Raw genomic sequence first — 19763 nt, 5'->3', positions numbered from 1 at the left:
AAAACCGTGGTACAATAACTTACGTAATAGACACACCTACTCCGAATGTCAAAAAAGGGCAGAAAAGTAGACAAGAAATTGTTTAAGGAGTAAAGTAAACTTACTTAAAATTTTGGGGGAAATAAAATGTATGATGTAATTATCATTGGTGCCGGTCCTGCTGGGATGACGGCAGCACTTTATGCATCACGGTCCAATCTTTCTGTATTGATGATTGAACGCGGTGCGCCTGGTGGGCAAATGAACAACACTGCTGAGGTAGAGAATTACCCAGGCTTTGATTCTATTATGGGTCCAGAATTGGCCTATAAAATGTATGAAAATGTAGAAAAATTTAGTACGGAAAATGCGTATGGCATTGTGATGGGCATCGAAGACCACGGATCCTATAAAGAAGTGATTTGTGATGACAAATCTTATGAAGCTATAGCGGTAATTATTGCAACAGGCTGTGAACACCGAAAATTGGGTGTAAAAGGCGAAGAAGAATTTGCTGGCCGTGGTGTTTCTTATTGTGCTGTTTGTGACGGTGCCTTCTTTAAAAATAAACGCTTAGTAGTTGTTGGTGGCGGCGATTCTGCAGTTGAAGAAGCAATCTATTTAACACAATTTGCTTCTGAAGTAGTGATTGTTCACCGTCGTGATGAATTGCGTGCGCAAAAAATCATTCAAGATCGTGCCTTTGCAAATGAAAAGATTTCCTTTGTTTGGGATACAGTTGTCGAAGAAATTGTTGGCAATGAAATGGTTGTGACAGGTGTGAAAGCACGGAATGTCAAAACAGATGAAGTTTCTGAAATTGAAGCAAACGGCGTGTTCATTTACGTGGGGCTAGATCCATTAACAGAACCATTTAAAAAAGCTGGTATTACGAATGAGGCTGGTTGGATTGAAACAGACCAAGAAATGAGAACAAAAATTCCTGGTGTTTATGCCATTGGTGATGTCCGTGAAAAAACATTGCGTCAAATCACGACAGCGGTCGGTGAAGGCGGTATTGCTGGACAACAAGTATTTAACTATATTGAAGAATTAAAATAAAAAAATGCTTTTGCCTTTAATAATAAGGGCAAAAGCATTTTTTAATAGGTTCCTTTAATGACAAAATAAGAGCCGCGAATGGTTCCAGCTAATTTTGATTTTTGACGAGCAAATTTGAATTTTCCTTCAAATTCTGCAGGGATTGCCATACCATCTGAAAGTTTAAACCCAACGGCACGTTTGCCTTCCTCGGCTAATGTGTACATCACGTTAACTGCTAAGCCGTTTTCATAAAATACATAGGCCATTTTTATGCCATCTAAAGTGAAAGAAGAAATTTCAAGTGGCTTGTAAGGGAAATGTAATTCTCGTTCTAATAAAATTTTTTCAATCCAGGCCAATGCTTCTGGAGCTTCAGAGGCAGGGACGGTCGTAAAGCGATGTTTGTATTTATTCCAAAAATAGCGAGCTTCATTCGCTCTTAGTCCAGCAAGGGCAGGTGCCACTGGTGAACTTTCTAAACCAATAGTGGCTACTTCTTTAAAATCAACTGTATAAACCATGAATTGATACTCCCATCTTTTCTTTTAAACTAAGTATAACGGTAGCATGGGTAACGAACAATTATTATTACTTAAAAGAATGAAATTGGGACAGAACGATCGGCTTCGGAAAATGTTAAGGTTTCCTAATGCGTAGTTTCTGTCCCAAAGAGTATTTTAAGATTTGGTTATTTCGTGATAAGTTATACGCTTGTGCTTATTTATTGGCATCTAAGGTAACTTTTTCATCTGCCGTAGTTGTTTTAACATCTACTGTATAAACAAGTTTATTGTTATTTTTGGTTAACTTCCAAGTCAAAATACGTGGAGAAAGTCCTCCAACTTCTTTTTTTGCTTTGGCTAAAACGTCGTTAACAGCGCCTAATTCTTTGACTTCAGCAGCTGAAAAGGCTGTCTCGTTTTCGCCAAGTTGATTTGCTTCAGTATTTTTGGTGACTTTTCCTGTTTCAGGATTCACGTAAAGTGTTTCTGTATCGTTAGTAAAGATATAGCTGTAGTCACTTGCTGGTTCTGTATCAAATTGGACATTTACTAATGGTTTGCTGTTGCCAGCTTCTTTTTCATAGATTTCAGCAGCTTGCTGCAAACTAACTTTGTACTTAGTATCTGTGACAGCATCTTTTCCTATGCCACAACTAGCTAAAATAAAAATAGCTCCTAAAAGTGAAAAAAATAGTAAAAATGGTTTTTTTAACATGAAATTACCTCGTTTCTTTTTATTAAGCATTCACAATCATTTAGTATACGGTGGTTTTATAAAAATTACAAACAAAAAATAATCCTTTAAGAGAAATTAAAGGATTATTTTTTGTTATTTATTCTGCACGTAAAGCAACTGCCGCATCTTTTTTCGCTGCCATTCGGGCAGGAATATGGCCACCAATCATGGTTAAGATTGTGCTAATTACAATCAAAATAATCCCGTGAATTGGATTTAAGGTGGCAACATTTTCTAAATCAGTCAGGTTATAGAGCACTGCATTGATCGGAAATGTTGCGAGAAAGGCAATCACAACACCAAGAATACCAGAGGCAACGCCTAAAATAGCAGTTTCGGCATCGAACACCCGGGTAATATCTTTTTTACGAGCTCCTAACGCTTTCAGAATACCGATTTCTTTGGTCCGCTCAATGACAGAAGTATAGGTGATAATCCCAATCATAATCATACTTGTAACAAGGGAAATCCCAGCAAATGCAATCAGCACATAGGTGATTGCATCCATTAAACCACCTGTTAAGCGGGTCATTGTTCCAGCTAAATCAGAATAGATGATTTGGTCTTTTTTATCTTTTCCTTTGTTATAAGCATCTAAATAATCAAGAATTTTATCTTTTGATTTGAAATCGTTTGGATAAATCATAATACTTGAAGGAATTTCATTCGCTCCTAAATAAGACAATAGGTTTTCTTTCGCGGAAGCATCTAATGTTTCGTTAGTCATAACGTTAGTGTTGCTGGCTTCTTGCGCTTTAACAATATCAGAGGTTTTGTTTTTGGCAATCATATTAGTTGAAAGTGCATCGCTATAAGCAATTCCAGGTGCTAATAGATTCATTGTTGAAGAATCTTTAATTCGCAAAATCCCTGAAATTGTTAATTCAGTATTTTCTGGGTTATCGTAAACAGCTTGCAAATCTTGGTTAGGAATGAAGTTGCCTGTCGGTAATTTGGTGTAAAATGCATTATTATTGGCTAATTTCATTTTTGTGCCAACAATGTCTGAAAAGGCAATCTTTTGATTATCTTTCACGTCAAAGCCAAGATTTTTTAAAGCATTAATATTGGTGGTATTGTTACTATCGACGATTAAAACGACATCGGTTTCTTTTTCTGGATAATTTCCTTCAAGCAACGAGTAATTGTCTTTTAAGAAATTGTTTTTTCCATTTTCTAGTTGTTTAGGAAAAGCAGAAACGCCGACGCCAGTTTGGGCAGCCATCATAGAAGCCATCGCGTTTGATTGGCCGTCGGGTGCATCGTTTGAAAATTTGACAGCTTGTGCTTTCCCGTTGATTTCTCTTAATAAGTTCATATTGACTAGACGAGTATAGCCGATATTATTACTTAATTCAGGATCAATGTGATTGACATAGTCAATAAACTTTTGATCAATTAAATTCGTGTGTTGCGCACGGTCCGCATCGCTAATTTTAGCAGTCACTTCTTTTTCTTTCGGGAAGGTACCTTTTTTGTCCTGATTATTGAAACTTTCTGGATCTTGATCTGTCGCTATTTTAGAAATGGTAATCGGAAATTGCGCTAACGTTTCCGACTGAGTTTTATCAATTTGTTTCTGGAATCCTGTTGAAAGAGAAAGGACAATCGCAATACTGATAATTCCGATACTTGAAGCAAAGGCGGTTAAAAAAGTTCGCCCTTTTTTAGTGCGGATATTATTAAAAGATAAACGCAGCGCAGTCGTGAATTTCATTTTGGTGCGTTTCAATTCGAAAGGTTCTTTTTTTTCATGTTCAATATGAGGACGCGAGTCATGACGAATTTGGCCATCTGAAAATTCAATAATTCGATCAGCGTATTCGTGAGCTAATTCAGGATTGTGGGTCACCATAATAACTAATTTTTCTTTCGAAAGTTCTTGGATAAGTGCCATAATTTGCAGACTGGTTTCTGAATCCAATGCACCAGTTGGTTCATCACAAAGTAAAATATCGGGATCATTAGCTAAAGCGCGAGCAATGGCAACCCGTTGCATTTGACCGCCAGATAATTGGGAAGGTTTTTTATGGATATGGTCCTTCAAACCGACACGGATGAGTGCATCTTCGGCTTTTTGGCGTCTTTCTGCTTTTGAAATACCACTCAGTGTCATACCAAGCTCGACATTATCCAAAATCCCTTGATGACTAATTAAGTTGTAACTTTGAAAAATAAAACCAATTGAGTTATTCCGATAAGCATCCCAGTCGGCTTCTTTAAAATTTTTTGTTGATTTGCCGTTAATGATTAAGTCACCAGAATCGTAATTGTCCAATCCGCCAATCACATTCAACATCGTCGTTTTACCAGATCCGCTGGGACCCAGAATGGCTACAAATTCTTGTTTTCGAAAAGCGACAGAGACGCCATCTAAAGCTTTAGTGGTCGTTCCGCCGACAGTATAATATTTTTTTATCTCTTTGAGTTCTAGCATATTTTTCGCATCCTTCTTCCAATTTATCAACAACACAACCTTAAGTTAGTGTATAACGTAACATAATAGTTAACAAAAATCAATCATTACCATTTGATAATCAAGTGAATTTAGTATACACTAGGTGGGAAACGAGGGAGAACATATGGATAAAGAGAAGCATTCATCAAATTTAGATATTAGTGTCTTTACTGAAATTTTTTCATATATGAGCCAATTGCTTTTTAAAGACCTAGACTTGGAGGATCTAAAATTAACCAAGTTAGACATGTTAATTTTATTAATTGTGGCAACGAATGAAGGAATCAGTATGACAGAGTTAGCCAATCAAGTAGGAACGTCGAAAGTTCAAGTGAGTCGCTCTATTGCGGGGTTAGAAGAACGAGCGATTGTTCAACGTCGCCATAATCAAGAAAATCGCCGCGTGGTTAATGTTTATACGACAAAAGAAGGCGAGAAGCTCTTTAAGCAAAAAGAAAATCAAGTAAAACAGCAACTATCTGAAACGCTTAGTGTTCTTTCCTTAGAGGATTATCAAGAGGTCAATCAACACTTTTTGGCGGTCATGAAAATTTTGTCCAATTATCAAGCGCTACGAAGAAAAACGTGTAAGGAAAACAACGCCAAAAAATAAAAAACATCGTTTGGCTATAAACCAAACGATGTTTTTTCTAGCCTTTGACAGAGCCAGAAGTCACGCCTTCTACATAGAAACGTTGCATTAATATAAATAAAATAGTAATTGGAATGGCAATTAGCACACATCCTGCTGTAAAAGCCATGAATAGTGAATTGGCTGTTGATTTGGTCATCATCGAAAAGAGACCAATCGCAACGGTGTAATTTTCAACTTTATCACCCATAATAACTTTTGCGAAAATAAAATCCATCCAAGGGCCCATGAAGGCGGTTAAAGAAGTATAGACAATAATTGGTTTCGACAATGGCAACGTAATTTTTGTGAAAATTTGCCACTTGTTGGCACCGTCAATCATAGCCGATTCGTCTAAAGCCATCGGAATGGTATCGAAGAACCCTTTGGCGATGTAAAAACCTAGCGCCGAGCCTGCAGAGTAAACCAGAATTAAAGCGAATAAACTTTCAGTTAAATTTAAGGCTTTTAAAATATAGTAAACGGCAATCATGCTCATAAAACCAGGGAACATATTTAAAACGAGCGCCACTTTTAAAAATGGTTTTCTTAAGCGGAAACGCAACCGTGACAGCGCATAAGCCATTGCAATCGTAATAAAAGTGGATAACAGACAGCTTGCGATGGAGACGAACAAGGTGTTCAAAAACCAACGGACAAAGGGGAAGTTGCCAGTCTGATTTGTTAATAATACTTTATAATTTTCTAAAGTGAATGTTTTGGGAATGATATAGGGAACAAATGCACCGCCTTCGCCACGAAAACTTGTTAAGATAATCCACACAATGGGGAACATCCAAAAAACTGCTAAAATGGTTAGAATGATGTAAACGCTGGTAAGTGCAGTGCGTTGTTTTTTCTGGTAACTTTTTGCTTTAGCCATAAGTTACGCCTCCTTAAATGAATTCGTCCGTGTATAGGCAATTAAACTGAAGACTGCGGAGAGAATGAAGATTAAAATACCAATCACAGAGGCTAAATTGTAATCCATTGTATCGACAGTCAATTTGTATAGCCAGGTAACTAAAAGGTCAGTTGAGCCTGCACCGTAGAAGTTAGAATTGGCTGGCCCACCGCCTGTTAATAGATAAATGACATTAAAGTTATTGATGTTGCCAATAAACTGTTGAATCAGCGCCGGGGTCATCACAAATAGAATTTGTGGAAATGTAATACTTTTAAAAATTTGCCATTTATTGGCACCGTCAATTCTAGCAGCTTCGATTTGATCTTCAGGAAGATTTTGGATAATCCCTGTAGAGATTAACATCGTAGCAGGAATACCAATCCACATATTGACAACAATAATGGTTAATTTTGCCCAATTCGGATCTGTTAAGAAGGGGATAGAAGAATCGATTAAGCCCCAATTTAACAACAGAGCATTGATAGGTCCAGAACCATTTAAGAGGTTTCGCATAATTAAAAGTGAAACAAACGGAGGTACGGCCATCGTGATGACAAAAATAGTCCGCCAAAACGCTTTATATTTTAAGCCTTTTGTATTGATAAGCAAGGCTAAAATGATTCCAAAAAAGAAACAAGTTGCGGTTGCGAAAACAGCCCAAATCAAGGTCCAGCCAAGTACTGGAAAGAACGTTGAAGCCATATCGCCTGTGATTACATTACCTAGATTTGCCAATCCAACCCAAGTAAAAAGGTTTTTCGGTGGCAAATGGTTATGGTCGTAGTTGGTAAAGGCAATTGAAATCATATATAACAACGGCAAGATGGTAAAGAAAAGAACGCCTAGTAAGGGGATCGTCATTAAAGTTGCATGGAAACGTTCGTTTAACAAGCTACGTAAATCATCCATAGTTGTTGGAATTTTTTTGCCGGCTGTCTTTAATTCATATAGGTGACGGGCGCTTTTTAAATTGATTACATATAAAATGATTAGCGATAAACAGACTAAAATTGCTGCAATTCCGAATAATAATAAGAGCATTGAATTATCGCCTTCTTTTAGAACTTCAATCCCTAAAGAATCATCATATACTAATCCTTGCTGTTGGGTCCCTAGTGTTCCTAGCATCATTAATGCATGGAAACCATTACGGATTAACCAATAGATAAAGCCAATTTCAGCTGTTAAAAAGATGATTCCCTTTAACCACTGCTTGTTGGCGAAGTTTGCAGCACCCATAACTAAAAAAGATAGTTTTGTAGCGAAGTCGCCTTTTTTAAAGACCTCTCGAAATGACGTCTGGGCTTTCTTTTTCTTGAACATCTTCGTTCACTCACTTTCTACTTAAATAAAAAAGATAGAGGAAATGGGACAGCAGATTGAAGCTCGTCCCATTTCTTTACTCTTTTTATTCTTTTGCTTCTTTTGATGTGTCTTGGACTAATTTATCTAATTTTGCTTGATAATCCGCAGGTTTGATATTGCCTTTGTACGTATCATTGATCACTGCATCCATCGCAGGCCAGAATGAAACGATTTCTGGGATTTTTGGCATTACCACAGAGTGGGTTGGTTGCGCCATTTCTAAGATAGCTTTTGCAACAGTATCTTGTGTAATTTCTTCGTTTGTTTGTAATTTTTTGTTTGAAGGGACAAAACCGATTTCTTTGAAGTAAGTCATTTGTGATTTTTCACTTGTTAAATAGTTTGCTAATGTCATTGCGGCCAATGGTGCTTGTGTTTGTTGGTTGACAGCAAAACTACGAACGCCCAAGAAAGCTTTCATTTGTTTTTCTCCATTGCCAAAATCAATGGTTGGATAGGCAGCAGCCCCCATTTTGTCGCCAAGAGCTTTTTCTACATCGTTTTTAGACCAAGGACCAGAAAGGAAGGCATCCGTTTTGCCAGAACCTAGATTAGACAATGCTTCTGTATTTGATTGGATCACACCAGGATTATTTTTTTGATCGGCAATCCATTGTAATACTTCTATACCTTGTTGGTTGTTAAAGTTGGTACCTTTTGGATCTTCGCCATTTTCACCATATAAGTAATCGCCGTTACTCATAAATAGAGGACCGAAGATATAATTTGCGCCATCTTCGCCAAAATTGGTACCGATTTTGCCTTTTTCAGTTAAAGACTTCCAAGTTTTGATTTCCTCTGGAGAATACGTATCTTTGTTATAATAAAGAACTTGTGACTCTACGGCATAAGGGTAGGCATAGACTTTGTCTTTCCAAGTGACTCCTGCTACTGCCGAATCGATATTGTTTTCTTTGACTTCTTTTTCATATTTTGTGTTAGGGTAAATCAGACCAGCTTCTGCCATTTGACCAATTTGATCATGCGGCATCATGAAAACATCTGCGGCAGCTTTAGGATCTTTTGCAATGTCTTTTTTAGCATCTGCCGAATTTCCAGCAGTTAAGTTAACTTTAATATCGGGGTTTTCTTTTTCAAAATCGGCGACAACTTTTTTAAAGACGCCCATATATTCAGTATCAACCCATAATTTTACGTCACCAGCTGCTTTATTTGCTGAACCGCTTTCATTTTCAGCTTTCGTTTTTTCTGCGCCACCACAGGCAGTAAGTAAAACCGCAGAAGCACTTAAAAGTATACCGCCCATTAAAATCTTTTTCCAATTCGCTTTCATTTTTGAACCCTCCAAAAATTATTTTTTACAAGTCTTATTATGCAACCGATTGCGGAAATAATCAAGTGTTTTTCATCGAGAAAGTTAAAAAAGTTTTTTGTTATAAATAACATACTGTTTGTTTAAAGTGGTGTATACCACTAATTAAGCATTTTAAATAAAAAAATAAAAAAGGGTATACAAATGCAATCGTTTGCGCTAAAATGTGTTCGAGTATTAGAAAATACACGAAAAGCGACAATTAAAGGAGAGAATTAAATGAACACTGCTGCAATCTACCATCGTCCAGAAAGTGAATTTGCTTATCTTTATACAGAAGAAACAATGCATATTCGTTTGCGTACGGCAAAAGGCGACATTGCCTCTGTCCAATTAGTGCAAGGAGATCCTTATCTTTTAGGAAAAGAAAAGTGGTACCAACAGTCGTTAACCATGGAGAAGTTAGTATCTACGGAGTTATATGATTACTGGTTTATTGCATTAAGTGCAAAATTTAAACGCCTTTCATATGCTTTTACTTTAGTAGGGACGGATGGTTTGAGGGCGTTTTATGGCGAACACGGCATTTATCCTTTAGAAGAAAAGTATTTAGCGATGGCGAATAATTATTTTCGGATGCCGTATTTTCATGAAATCGATCGTTTTAAAGCACCTGAATGGGTAAAAGAAACGGTTTGGTATCAAATATTTCCAGAGCGTTTTGCAAATGGTGATCCCGCCAATGATCCTGAAGGGACGTTGCCGTGGGGATCTAAAAGACCAGATCGACAAGATTTTTTTGGTGGGGATTTGCAAGGGGTGCTAGATCATCTTGATTACATTGAAGATTTAGGTGTTAACGGCTTATATTTTTGCCCAATTTTTGAAGCGTTTTCTAATCACAAATATGATACGATTGATTATTTAAAAATTGACCCAGCTTTTGGTGATGGCGCTACCTTTAAGCGCTTAGTCGAAGAGTGTCATCGACGGGGCATTAAGATTATGTTGGACGCCGTTTTTAATCATATGGGGGACACTTCGCCTCAATGGCAAGATGTGTTAAAAAATGGCCAGGACTCAATTTATGCCGATTGGTTCCACGTAAATGAGTTTCCAGCTAGCTATGAAGAAAGTGCTGATTTTGAAGAAGCAAGCAACATTACTTATGATACTTTTGCATTCACTCCGCATATGCCTAAATTAAATACAGCAAATCCAGAGGTGCAAGCCTATCTTTTAGAAATTGCTCGTTATTGGATTGAGGAATATGATATTGATGCCTGGCGTTTAGATGTGGCAAACGAAGTGGATCATGCGTTCTGGAAAAAATTCCGGCAAACATGTGATGACGCAAAAAAAGATTTTTATATTTTAGGAGAAATTTGGCACTCGTCGCAAAGCTGGCTCCAAGGAGACGAATTTCATGCAGTGATGAATTATGCATACACAGATGCGATTATGGGATACTTTGTCAAGCAAGAACTGTCCTTGGAAAAGATGCTTTCTGAAATGAACAACCAGTTAATGCTTTATCGACAACAAACGAATCAAATGCAGTTTAATGTTTTAGATTCCCACGATACACCACGCTTATTGCATGAAACGAAAGAGGATAAAGAGCTGATGCGCCAAGTATTAGCGTTTACGTATATTCAACCAGGCGTCCCTTGTCTTTACTATGGTGATGAAATTGGTATGACAGGTGATATGGATCCTGATTGTCGTCGTTGTATGGTTTGGGAGGAAAATCAGCAAGATTTGGATTTGAAGGAATTTGTAAAATCATTGATTGCCCTTCGCAAAAAGTATGCGGCTGTTTTTTCTGGTGGAACAATCGATTGGACAGGAACTTCTTTTGAAACGGGGTTGATTAGACTCGCTTGTCGTTTGGAGGAACAGACGATCTATGGGATTTTTAATACTGGCCAAGAGACACAATTTGTCGATAGAACTGATCGAGAAGTTTTGCTAAGTTCTTCTATCGAAATTGCTTCAGAACAGATAATGGTTTTACCAAAAGGTTTTCTTTTATATCAAGCATAATAATTAAGCAAAGGAATGTGAAGAAGGATGGAAAAACATTGGTGGCAAGAAGTCGTGGTTTATCAGATTTATCCTCGCAGTTTTAAGGATAGCAATGGAGATGGCATTGGAGATTTACCAGGAATTATTGAAAAATTGGATTATTTGGAAACGTTAGGCATTGGGGCTATTTGGTTATCACCAGTTTATCAATCACCCAATGATGACAATGGTTATGACATTTCTGATTATGAAGCGATTATGACAGAGTTTGGGACGATGGCGGATATGGATCGTCTAATTGAGGAAGCGAAAAAGCGAAAGATTGAAATTATTATGGACTTAGTGGTTAACCATACGTCAGATGAACATCGTTGGTTTATTGAAGCGAAAAAAAGCAAGGAGAACCCCTACCGAGACTATTATGTATGGGCTGATCCTGCTTCAGATGGCGGTGTGCCTAACCGATTGAAATCTGCCTTTTCGGGTTCGGCGTGGACGTTTGATGAAGCGAGTGGGCAATACTATTTGCATTTGTTTAGTAAAAAACAACCAGATTTAAATTGGGAAAACCAACAAATGCGTCAGTCGGTTTACGAGATGATGAATTTTTGGATTGATAAAGGAATTGGCGGTTTCCGTTTAGATGTAATTGACTTAGTGGGTAAAATTCCAGGAGAAGAGATCACCGCGAATGGGCCTCATTTACATCGTTATTTACAAGAAATGAACGCCGCGACATTTGGCGGCAAAGAGCTGTTAACTGTAGGTGAAACATGGGGGGCCACACCTGAGATTGCAAAAATGTACTCTAGTCCAGAGCGTCATGAATTATCTATGATTTTTCAGTTTGAACATATGAGCTTGGATCAACAACCAGGTAAAGAAAAATGGGACCTTCAGCCAATGGAAGTTGCCAAGTTGAAACAGGTTTTTGCAAAATGGCAAACAGAATTAGGAAATGATGGCTGGAATTCTTTGTTTTGGAATAACCATGATTTACCGAGAATGATTTCACGTTGGGGAAATGATCAGGAATATTGGTTGGAAAGTAGTAAGTTATTCGCTATTTTACTGCACATGATGAAAGGCACACCTTATATTTATCAAGGGGAAGAAATTGGTATGACCAATACGCCGATTACAGATATTCGTGAAGCGCGAGACATCGAAACGATTAACATGTACCATGAGTATCTAGAAAAAGGATATTCTAAAGAAGAAATTTTGCTGAAAATTAATACTAAAGGTCGTGATAATGCACGCCGGCCTATGCAGTGGACCGCTGAAAAAAATGCGGGCTTTACGACTGGTACACCTTGGATTGATGTTAATCCCAATTATCAAACGATTAACGTCGCTGCTGCTTTGGCAGATAAAAATTCACTATTCTATACGTACCAAGAAATGATTCGTTTGAGAAAAGAACATCCTTTAATTGTTTGGGGCAACTTTGAATTGCTAGAAACAGTGGACGAAGTGATCAGTTTTTATCGTACCTATGGTGAGGAACGCTGGCTTGTTGTAACAAACTTTTCTGACAAAGTTCAGCCATTTTCTGCAGACGTTTCTGTAGAACAAGTAATGATTGAAAATATGCCGACAGATGTCACTGCTTTAGCAGACTATTCGTTAGCGCCTTGGCAAGCATTTGTTGTGAAAGTGAGTCAATAAGATGGACCAATGGTGGAAAAATGCTGTCGGTTATCAAATTTATCCTCGGAGTTTTAAAGATAGCAATGGGGATGGCATTGGTGATTTGCAGGGAATTATTGAGAAATTACCGTATTTAAAAGAACTAGGGGTCGATTTTTTATGGTTAAATCCGATTTACACTTCGCCAAACGTTGACAATGGTTATGATATTGCGGATTATCAAGGGATTCAGCCAGAATTTGGTACGATGGAAGATTTTCAAGAACTTTTGGACCAAGCGCATCAATTAGGTTTGAAGATTATTCTTGATTTAGTGGTCAATCATACCAGTGATCAACATCCGTGGTTTGTTGAAGCGAAAAAAAGTTTAGATAATCCGTATCGTGAGTATTATTTATGGGCCGATGCGACACCAGATCGTATGCCGAATGAATGGCAAAGCTTTTTTGGTGGCTCGACTTGGACGTATGACGAAGGTACAAAGCAAGCATATTTTCATGTGTTTGCAAAAGAGCAACCTGATTTGAACTGGAAAAATCCTAAAGTTCGTGAAGAGATTTATGCGATGATTCGCTGGTGGTTAGATTTGGGAATTGATGGTTTCCGATTGGATGCGATTAGTCATATCCAAAAAGAACCTTGGGATTTTAAAATTACCACGAATCCGTGGGCTCCCTTTATGAATGTAAAAGGCATTGAAGACTATATGCTGGATTTGAAAGCTATTTTTGCTGAGTATGACATCATGACAGTGGGGGAAGCTAGCGGCGTTTCAAGTAAAAAAGCGGTGGAATGGACCAATGATGCGGGCTATCTGAATATGATTTTTGAATTAGAGCACAATGTTCGAGAAGGAAACCCAGGAGAAGAACGGTTAAATATTTTAGGCTATAAAAAAGTAATGGCTCGCTGGCAAAAGCATTTAGGGACAGAAGGCTGGAATGCATTATATGTAGAAAATCATGATAATCCCAGAATCAATTCAATTTTAGGCAATGAAACCTCTCATTCTGCTAAGGCGATTGGAACAATCGCCTTGCTCTTGCGAGGAACGCCGTTTATTTATCAAGGACAGGAAATCGGCATGGTTAATTATCCGTTTCAACAGATTGACGAGTTAGATGCTAAAGATTCTCATAACCATTATCGTTTGCTTATAGAAAGTGGCTACGATGCGAAACAAGCATTGAAAGAAGTGGCGCATTGGACGCGGGACCATTCGCGTACGCCTATGCAGTGGACGAGTCAAGAGGCAAGTTCATTCACCTCGGGGCATCCGTGGTTAGCAATTCATCCCAATTTCAAAGAAATAAATGTGGCTGACCAAGAAACGGATGCACAATCCGTGTTGAATTATTATAAAAAGTTAATTGCGCTGCGGAAAGAAAATCCAGTCTTTACAGATGGACAGTTTGAACTATTAGCGCCCAATCATCCGTCTGTTTTTGCTTTTTTAAGAAAAACAACTGAGGCAACAGCGTTAGTGATTGTCAATTTAAGTGGAGAAAAGTGCCAATTTGACTTGCCGAATAAATTACTAGGCAGAAAGTGGCAACAATTATTAGGGAATCAAGATTTTACGGTGAAGAAACGGATGCAGTTAGCACCTTATCAGGCAGGCGTATTCCAATAACTGATTTGTTCTATAACGAGTGCAAGAGGCTTACTTTTAAGTGGGGCTCTTGCACTCGTTTTTAGGAACTTCAACAACCGAGAGACTTCGTAAATAATTGAATTTTTACAGAAATGCGTTATACTTACTTTGAGTAAGTTATTTAATTTTTATGAAAGTAGGGGGAAATGATGCCGAAAACACGTGTAGAAGCATTTACAGATGCAGTGATTGCGATTATTTTAACGTTATTAATTTTAGAATTAAAAATTCCTGAAAAAGCAGATTGGTCTGCTCTGACTCAATCTGGACACAAAATCATTATTTATTTAATTAGTTTTGTTACTTTATTAATTTACTGGAACAATCATCATCATTTATTTCAAAGTGTCCGTAAAATTGATGGACGTGTCCTTTGGATGAATAATTTTTTAATTTTGACGTTGACGTTTTTCCCGTTTGTTACTGGTTGGGTAGGTGAACATCCGTTTTCTTGGCCGCCACAAGCTTTGTATGGCTTAGTAGTATTAGGAGCTGATGTTGCTTATTATCTAGTGGTGCGGGCATTGATTCAGGCAAATGGGCCCAAATCCGAAGTACAACGTTTGTTTGGCCACTATCCAAAATTAACGCTTTCGATTGTGTTGAATATTATTGCGTTGATTGTGGGTAAACTGGTAGCACCAATCGCTGTCCTGATTATTGATACGATTGTTTTAGTCATGTGGTTTATTCCTGAGCGAAAAGCAGAAATAAAGGAAATTTTAAAGTAGTTATTTTTTATTTATAACAAAAAAGTCATAAATCTTTTGACAAGAATGTCAAACTCCTCTATTATAAGAAGTGGATAAAAACTGAATAATTGTTAGGTGAGGCTCCTATTTGGACAAATGCTGCTGCCGCGAAAGGATCGAGAGACCCTTAGTTGGTTGAACAGGAATAATCGTGAAGGTTATTCATAATGTAGCTGATACATGTTATCTACGCCCTATAGTGCTAAAGCTCAACGATAGAGAATCTTATTTAAAGATGGTATTTTGGGACGTACTCTATTGTTGAGTAGGTCCTTTTTTGTGTGTTTGGCAAAAAAGCAATTATTCACTGGAAGTATAAATAAGAAAAAGAAAGGATGACTGTCATGGAAGACCCTGGAAGTGAACAGAGAAACAAAATACAGTCACCAATGAAAGGAGAAGATTTTAGCGCTCTTTTCGGCAGGTGACCACAACCTTGGAGGAAAAGAAAATGATGAACAAAAAAACAATGGATATGAGAAAAGCAACCAAAGATCAAGAATTACGTAAATTGGCTTTGCTTTCTGAACGGGAATTAATGATGGAATTACGGACATCTGAAAAAGGACTCTCGAATGAAGATGCCGAAAAAAGATTAGAGGAATTTGGACCAAACGAAGTTTCTGCACAAAAGCCAACCCCAGCAATTATTTTATTTTTAAGTGCATTCAAAGATCCATTTGTCTATGTCTTAGCCTTATTGATGGTCGTTTCAACTTTAACGAAAGATTTCGAAGCCGCTATCGTGATGGGCGTGATGATTTTAGCCAGTGTCTTGATTGCTTTTATACAAGAGTATCGTTCTCAAAAAGCGAGTTTGGATTTAAAAGAATTAATTGAAAATACCGCTGCAGTGACACGGAAAGGGATTACGAAAGAAATTCCAATGGACGAAATTGTTCCAGGAGACATTGTAACTTTAGCTACAGGAGACATGATTCCTGCAGATGCCGTGTTGATTTGGACCAAAGATTTATTCGTTAATCAATCGTCGCTAACAGGCGAATCCATGCCTGTCGAAAAATTTGTGGATGCAGGTGTGGATCGTCAACAAACAGAGGTTTCTGCATTAGATATGCAAGACCTAGTGTTTATGGGCACAGATGTCTTGAGTGGACAAGGAAAAGCGATTATTTTAAAAACTGGGCAACATACATTTTTTGGTGATATTGCTAAAAATGCTACAATACAACGAGGAAAAACTAGTTTTGACTTAGGCTTAGCAAAAGTCAGTAAGTTTTTATTACGAATGGTAATGATTTTGTTTCCAATCGTTTTCTTGATTAATGGTTTAACTAAAGGTGCTTGGGGCGAAGCGTTTTTCTTCGCGATTGCCGTTGCAGTTGGTTTGACACCAGAAATGTTGCCAATGATTGTTACGAGTAACTTAGCCAAGGGTGCATTATCCTTATCGAAACATAAAGTCATTGTTAAAGAATTAGCGGCTATCCAAAATTTGGGTGGTATGGATGTGCTCTGTACAGATAAGACTGGAACGATTACCGAAGATCGTGTAGTTTTGGTTCAACATTTGAATCCATTAGGTGATTTGAGTGACGAGGTTCTAAATTTAGCCTACTTAAATTCTTCTTATCAAACAGGTTGGAAAAATTTAATGGATATTGCCGTTATTAATTTTTATGAAGAGCATCAATGGAAAACGCCGTTTAAAAATGTCACTAAAATTGATGAAATTCCTTTTGATTTTTCCAGACGCCGCTTAACGGTTGTCGTAAATGCAGATGATCATCAATTGATGATTACGAAAGGCGCCGTGGAAGAAATGGAAGAAGTGTGCACGCATGCGCAAATTAATGGCGAAATTGTACCATTAAGCAGTGCTGTACGAGAAGAACTACGCCGAGTAAATGTTCAAATGAACAAACAAGGGATGCGTGTGTTAGCGGTAGCTGTAAAAAAAGATGTCCACAAAGAAGCAGTTTATTCAGTTGAAGATGAAAAAGAGATGACATTGATTGGATTTATGGGTTTTCTTGATCCAGCAAAAGAGTCAGCCGTCAGCGCTATCCGCTCCTTACATGAACATGGTGTCAACGTGAAAGTGCTAACGGGCGATAATGACATTGTCGCCAAAAAAGTCTGTAAAGATGTAGGCATTGAAGTTTCCCATGTGTTATTAGGTTCTCAAATTGAAGCAATGACAGATGAAGAGTTGCGGGCGCAAGTAGAAGAAACTAATTTATTTGCCAAATTAAATCCGATGCAAAAATCTAAAATTATTGAATTGCTACAAGCAAAAGGTCATACGGTTGGTTTTATGGGGGATGGCATTAATGATGCACCGGCATTACGAAAAGCTGATGTGGGCATTTCAGTAGATACTGCAGCTGATATTACTAAAGATGCTAGCTCGATTATTTTACTGGAAAAAAGTTTAAATGTACTGGAATCTGGTGTGATTGAAGGACGAAAAGTATTTAGCAATATGATGAAATATATTAAAATTACCATCAGTTCCAATTTTGGGAATGTCTTTTCAATTTTAGTAGCCAGTGCCTTTTTACCATTTCTACCAATGCTTTCCTTACAACTCTTGATTCAAAATTTGATTTATGATGTGGCTCAGTTGACAATTCCTTGGGATAATGTCGATGAAGAAGAGTTATTAAGCCCTGTTCGGTGGGAAACGAACGGACTAGCGAAATTTACAGTATGTATTGGCCCGGTAAGTAGTATTTTCGATATTCTAACGTATCTTGTCATGTGGTTTGTGTTTAGCGCCAATAGTTTGGCAACTCAACATTTATTCCAAACAGGTTGGTTTATGGTGGGACTTGTTAGTCAAACGTTAGTTGTTCATATGGTCCGGACGCGGAAAATACCATTCATTCAAAGTCGTGCGTCAATGCCTGTGATGTTAAGTAGTTTAGGCGCAATTTTACTCGGTTTCCTGATTGTAGCAACGCCTATAAGAGAGGTTTTTGACTTTGTGAAACTTCCGGCTAACTACTGGCCATGGTTCTTTGGAATCATCATTGCGTACATGTTAACTGTTGAAGTAGCTAAACGTTTATATATTAAAATTACTAAGGAATGGATTTAGTAAAATCTACTGAAAGAGAAAAGAAATTGCTAAGCTGTATTACTCGTTTTGCGAAAATTTGGTGATTTTAAGCAATGAATGTTCGTGATAAAACCTAAGGCAAAGTATTTGGCAAAAAAACGAGCCAAAAAAAATAAAAATTAACGAAAAAAACTTTGTTCTCTAAAAAATAAAAAACCGCATGCTGAGTAGGTTACTCGGCTGACGGTTTTTATTTTTTGGTTTTTTCAAGATAATTTTCATGAAAACGCAAAGTTCGGAAATCAGATTACTAGCCAGCTCGGGGATGAGGGGGCTCGAATTAATAGAACTGTTATATAATATTTTCAAAATAGAATATAACAGTTAGGAGAAAAATAGTACAGAAGAAGTGTGGAACAGAAACCGTTTTCTTGTTTGTGAAAATTATCACTAAACCGCAAAAACATGCGGTTTTGCTCTTTTGTGAAAAAATGAAGAAATTAGAGTTTTTTTCTTGCGCTTTTTCGAATTTAGTGATAATTTGTTAAGTGTAGTCGATAAAAAGTAATACAGTTTCGCACTCTGTTTTACTTTTATCGAAATTAAAGAAACGTAATAGAGAGGATTGTGTGACAAAATGGCAAAGGCTAAGAAACAAAAACCTATTGACTTTAAAGAGCTAATGGCTAAAGTCGACGCTGATTTCCCAACTTTCCAAATCTTGGATCAAGATGGAAAAATTGTGAATGAAGATTTAGTACCTGATTTATCGGATGAGGAATTAGTTGAATTAATGACACGCATGGTTTGGTCTCGTGTGTTAGACCAACGTTCTACTGCATTAAATCGTCAAGGACGCTTAGGATTTTTCGCGCCAACAGCTGGACAAGAAGCAAGCCAATTGGCAAGTCAATTTGCAATGGAAAAAGAAGACTACTTACTACCAGGTTACCGTGATGTACCTCAATTAGTACAACATGGTTTACCATTAAGAGAAGCTTTCTTATGGTCTCGTGGTCACGTAGCAGGGAACTACTACGCGGAAGATTTAAATGCATTACCACCACAAATTATCATTGGTGCTCAATACATCCAAGCAGCTGGTGTTGCTTTAGGATTGAAAAAACGTGGAAAAGAAAATGTTGTCTTCACTTATACTGGTGACGGCGGTTCTTCACAAGGGGACTTCTATGAAGCAATTAACTTTGCTGGTGCTTACCAAGCAAACGGTGTCTTCATTATCCAAAACAATGGTTTTGCGATTTCTACACCTCGTGAAAAACAAACAGCGGCTAAAACTTTAGCTCAAAAAGCTGTTGCAGCAGGAATTCCTGGTATTCAAGTTGATGGTATGGATCCGTTAGCAGTTTACGCAATTGCAAAAGAAGCACGTGATTGGTCAGCTGCAGGAAATGGTCCAGTTTTAATTGAAACATTAACCTATCGTTATGGTCCACATACTTTATCTGGAGACGATCCAACACGTTACCGTTCAAAAGAAATGGATGACGAATGGGTACAAAAAGATCCATTGACTCGTTTCCGTAAATATCTAACAGATAAAGGCTTATGGTCTGAAGCAAAAGAAGAAGAAATTATTGAAAAAACAAAAGAAGAAATCAAAGTAGCGATTGCAGAAGCGGATAAAGCGCCAAAACAAAAAGTTTCTGATTTCTTGAAAAATATGTTTGAAGTTCAACCTCAAACAATTAAAGAACAAATTGCATTTTATGAAGCGAAGGAGTCGAAATAAAA

Annotated in this window: 14 protein-coding genes and 1 riboswitch; of the genes, 8 read left to right on the top strand and 6 right to left on the bottom strand. The window is 37.5% G+C overall.

The window, feature by feature from the left end; translation table 11 throughout:
- Window positions 1-126 precede the first annotated feature (126 nt).
- Window positions 127-1041 (top strand): thioredoxin-disulfide reductase, encoded by a 915-nt coding sequence (gene trxB / locus IGL80_RS08350; protein WP_002404505.1) that lies wholly within the window; start codon window positions 127-129, stop codon window positions 1039-1041.
- Between the two features lie 41 nt (window positions 1042-1082).
- Here trxB and IGL80_RS08345 read toward each other — a convergent pair whose 3' ends face one another.
- From IGL80_RS08345 to IGL80_RS08335, 3 genes are all read right to left on the bottom strand, one after another.
- On the bottom strand, window positions 1083-1544 hold the full coding sequence (locus IGL80_RS08345; protein ID WP_002358932.1) for a hypothetical protein: 462 nt from the start codon (window positions 1542-1544) through the stop codon (window positions 1083-1085).
- Between the two features lie 196 nt (window positions 1545-1740).
- A complete protein-coding gene (camE, locus tag IGL80_RS08340) occupies window positions 1741-2241 on the bottom strand; it encodes a plasmid sex pheromone cAM373 precursor (RefSeq protein ID WP_002358931.1) in 501 nt (166 codons plus the stop codon).
- 118 nt (window positions 2242-2359) lie between these two features.
- Window positions 2360-4699 carry an ATP-binding cassette domain-containing protein gene (locus tag IGL80_RS08335; RefSeq protein WP_002360456.1) on the bottom strand — a complete coding sequence of 780 codons (2340 nt, stop codon included), beginning with the start codon at window positions 4697-4699 and terminating at the stop codon, window positions 2360-2362.
- A 124-nt stretch (window positions 4700-4823) separates the two neighbouring features.
- On the opposite strand from IGL80_RS08335, the gene IGL80_RS08330 reads away from it, so the two are divergent.
- The gene (locus IGL80_RS08330; protein ID WP_002365578.1) at window positions 4824-5333 is read left to right on the top strand and encodes a MarR family winged helix-turn-helix transcriptional regulator; all 510 of its coding nucleotides are present in this window, start codon (window positions 4824-4826) and stop codon (window positions 5331-5333) included.
- A 37-nt stretch (window positions 5334-5370) separates the two neighbouring features.
- Here IGL80_RS08330 and IGL80_RS08325 read toward each other — a convergent pair whose 3' ends face one another.
- The 3 genes from IGL80_RS08325 to IGL80_RS08315 form a co-directional block, all read right to left on the bottom strand.
- Window positions 5371-6234 (bottom strand): sugar ABC transporter permease, encoded by an 864-nt coding sequence (locus IGL80_RS08325; RefSeq protein ID WP_002360454.1) that lies wholly within the window; start codon window positions 6232-6234, stop codon window positions 5371-5373.
- A gap of 3 nt (window positions 6235-6237) precedes the next feature.
- Window positions 6238-7581, bottom strand: a complete 1344-nt coding sequence (locus IGL80_RS08320) for a carbohydrate ABC transporter permease (RefSeq protein WP_002357775.1) — start codon at window positions 7579-7581, stop codon at window positions 6238-6240.
- A gap of 85 nt (window positions 7582-7666) precedes the next feature.
- Window positions 7667-8917 (bottom strand): extracellular solute-binding protein, encoded by a 1251-nt coding sequence (locus IGL80_RS08315; RefSeq protein WP_002395113.1) that lies wholly within the window; start codon window positions 8915-8917, stop codon window positions 7667-7669.
- 258 nt (window positions 8918-9175) lie between these two features.
- Between IGL80_RS08315 and IGL80_RS08310 the strand changes: the two genes are divergently transcribed.
- The 6 genes from IGL80_RS08310 (at window position 9176) to pdhA (ending at window position 19761) form a co-directional block, all read left to right on the top strand.
- On the top strand, window positions 9176-10942 hold the full coding sequence (locus IGL80_RS08310) for a glycoside hydrolase family 13 protein (RefSeq protein ID WP_002360449.1): 1767 nt from the start codon (window positions 9176-9178) through the stop codon (window positions 10940-10942).
- 27 nt (window positions 10943-10969) lie between these two features.
- Window positions 10970-12595 (top strand): glycoside hydrolase family 13 protein, encoded by a 1626-nt coding sequence (locus tag IGL80_RS08305; protein WP_002360448.1) that lies wholly within the window; start codon window positions 10970-10972, stop codon window positions 12593-12595.
- A gap of 1 nt (window position 12596) precedes the next feature.
- Window positions 12597-14210 carry a glycoside hydrolase family 13 protein gene (locus tag IGL80_RS08300; protein WP_002360447.1) on the top strand — a complete coding sequence of 538 codons (1614 nt, stop codon included), beginning with the start codon at window positions 12597-12599 and terminating at the stop codon, window positions 14208-14210.
- A gap of 170 nt (window positions 14211-14380) precedes the next feature.
- The gene (locus IGL80_RS08295; protein ID WP_002407466.1) at window positions 14381-14962 is read left to right on the top strand and encodes a TMEM175 family protein; all 582 of its coding nucleotides are present in this window, start codon (window positions 14381-14383) and stop codon (window positions 14960-14962) included.
- Between the two features lie 81 nt (window positions 14963-15043).
- Window positions 15044-15211, top strand: a riboswitch (M-box (ykoK) riboswitch).
- A gap of 223 nt (window positions 15212-15434) precedes the next feature.
- The gene (gene mgtA, locus IGL80_RS08290; protein WP_010708217.1) at window positions 15435-18047 is read left to right on the top strand and encodes a magnesium-translocating P-type ATPase; all 2613 of its coding nucleotides are present in this window, start codon (window positions 15435-15437) and stop codon (window positions 18045-18047) included.
- A gap of 598 nt (window positions 18048-18645) precedes the next feature.
- Entirely contained in the window at window positions 18646-19761 is a 1116-nt protein-coding gene (gene pdhA / locus IGL80_RS08285; protein WP_002357768.1) for a pyruvate dehydrogenase (acetyl-transferring) E1 component subunit alpha, read from the top strand.
- The last annotated feature ends 2 nt before the right edge of the window (window positions 19762-19763 follow it).

Origin of the sequence: Enterococcus sp. DIV2467a (assembly GCF_050532945.1) — a bacterium.
In the GTDB taxonomy this organism is placed as follows: domain Bacteria; phylum Bacillota; class Bacilli; order Lactobacillales; family Enterococcaceae; genus Enterococcus; species Enterococcus faecalis.
The sequence above is the reverse complement of the archived record's forward strand: the minus strand, read 5'-3'. Positions and strand labels throughout refer to the sequence as shown.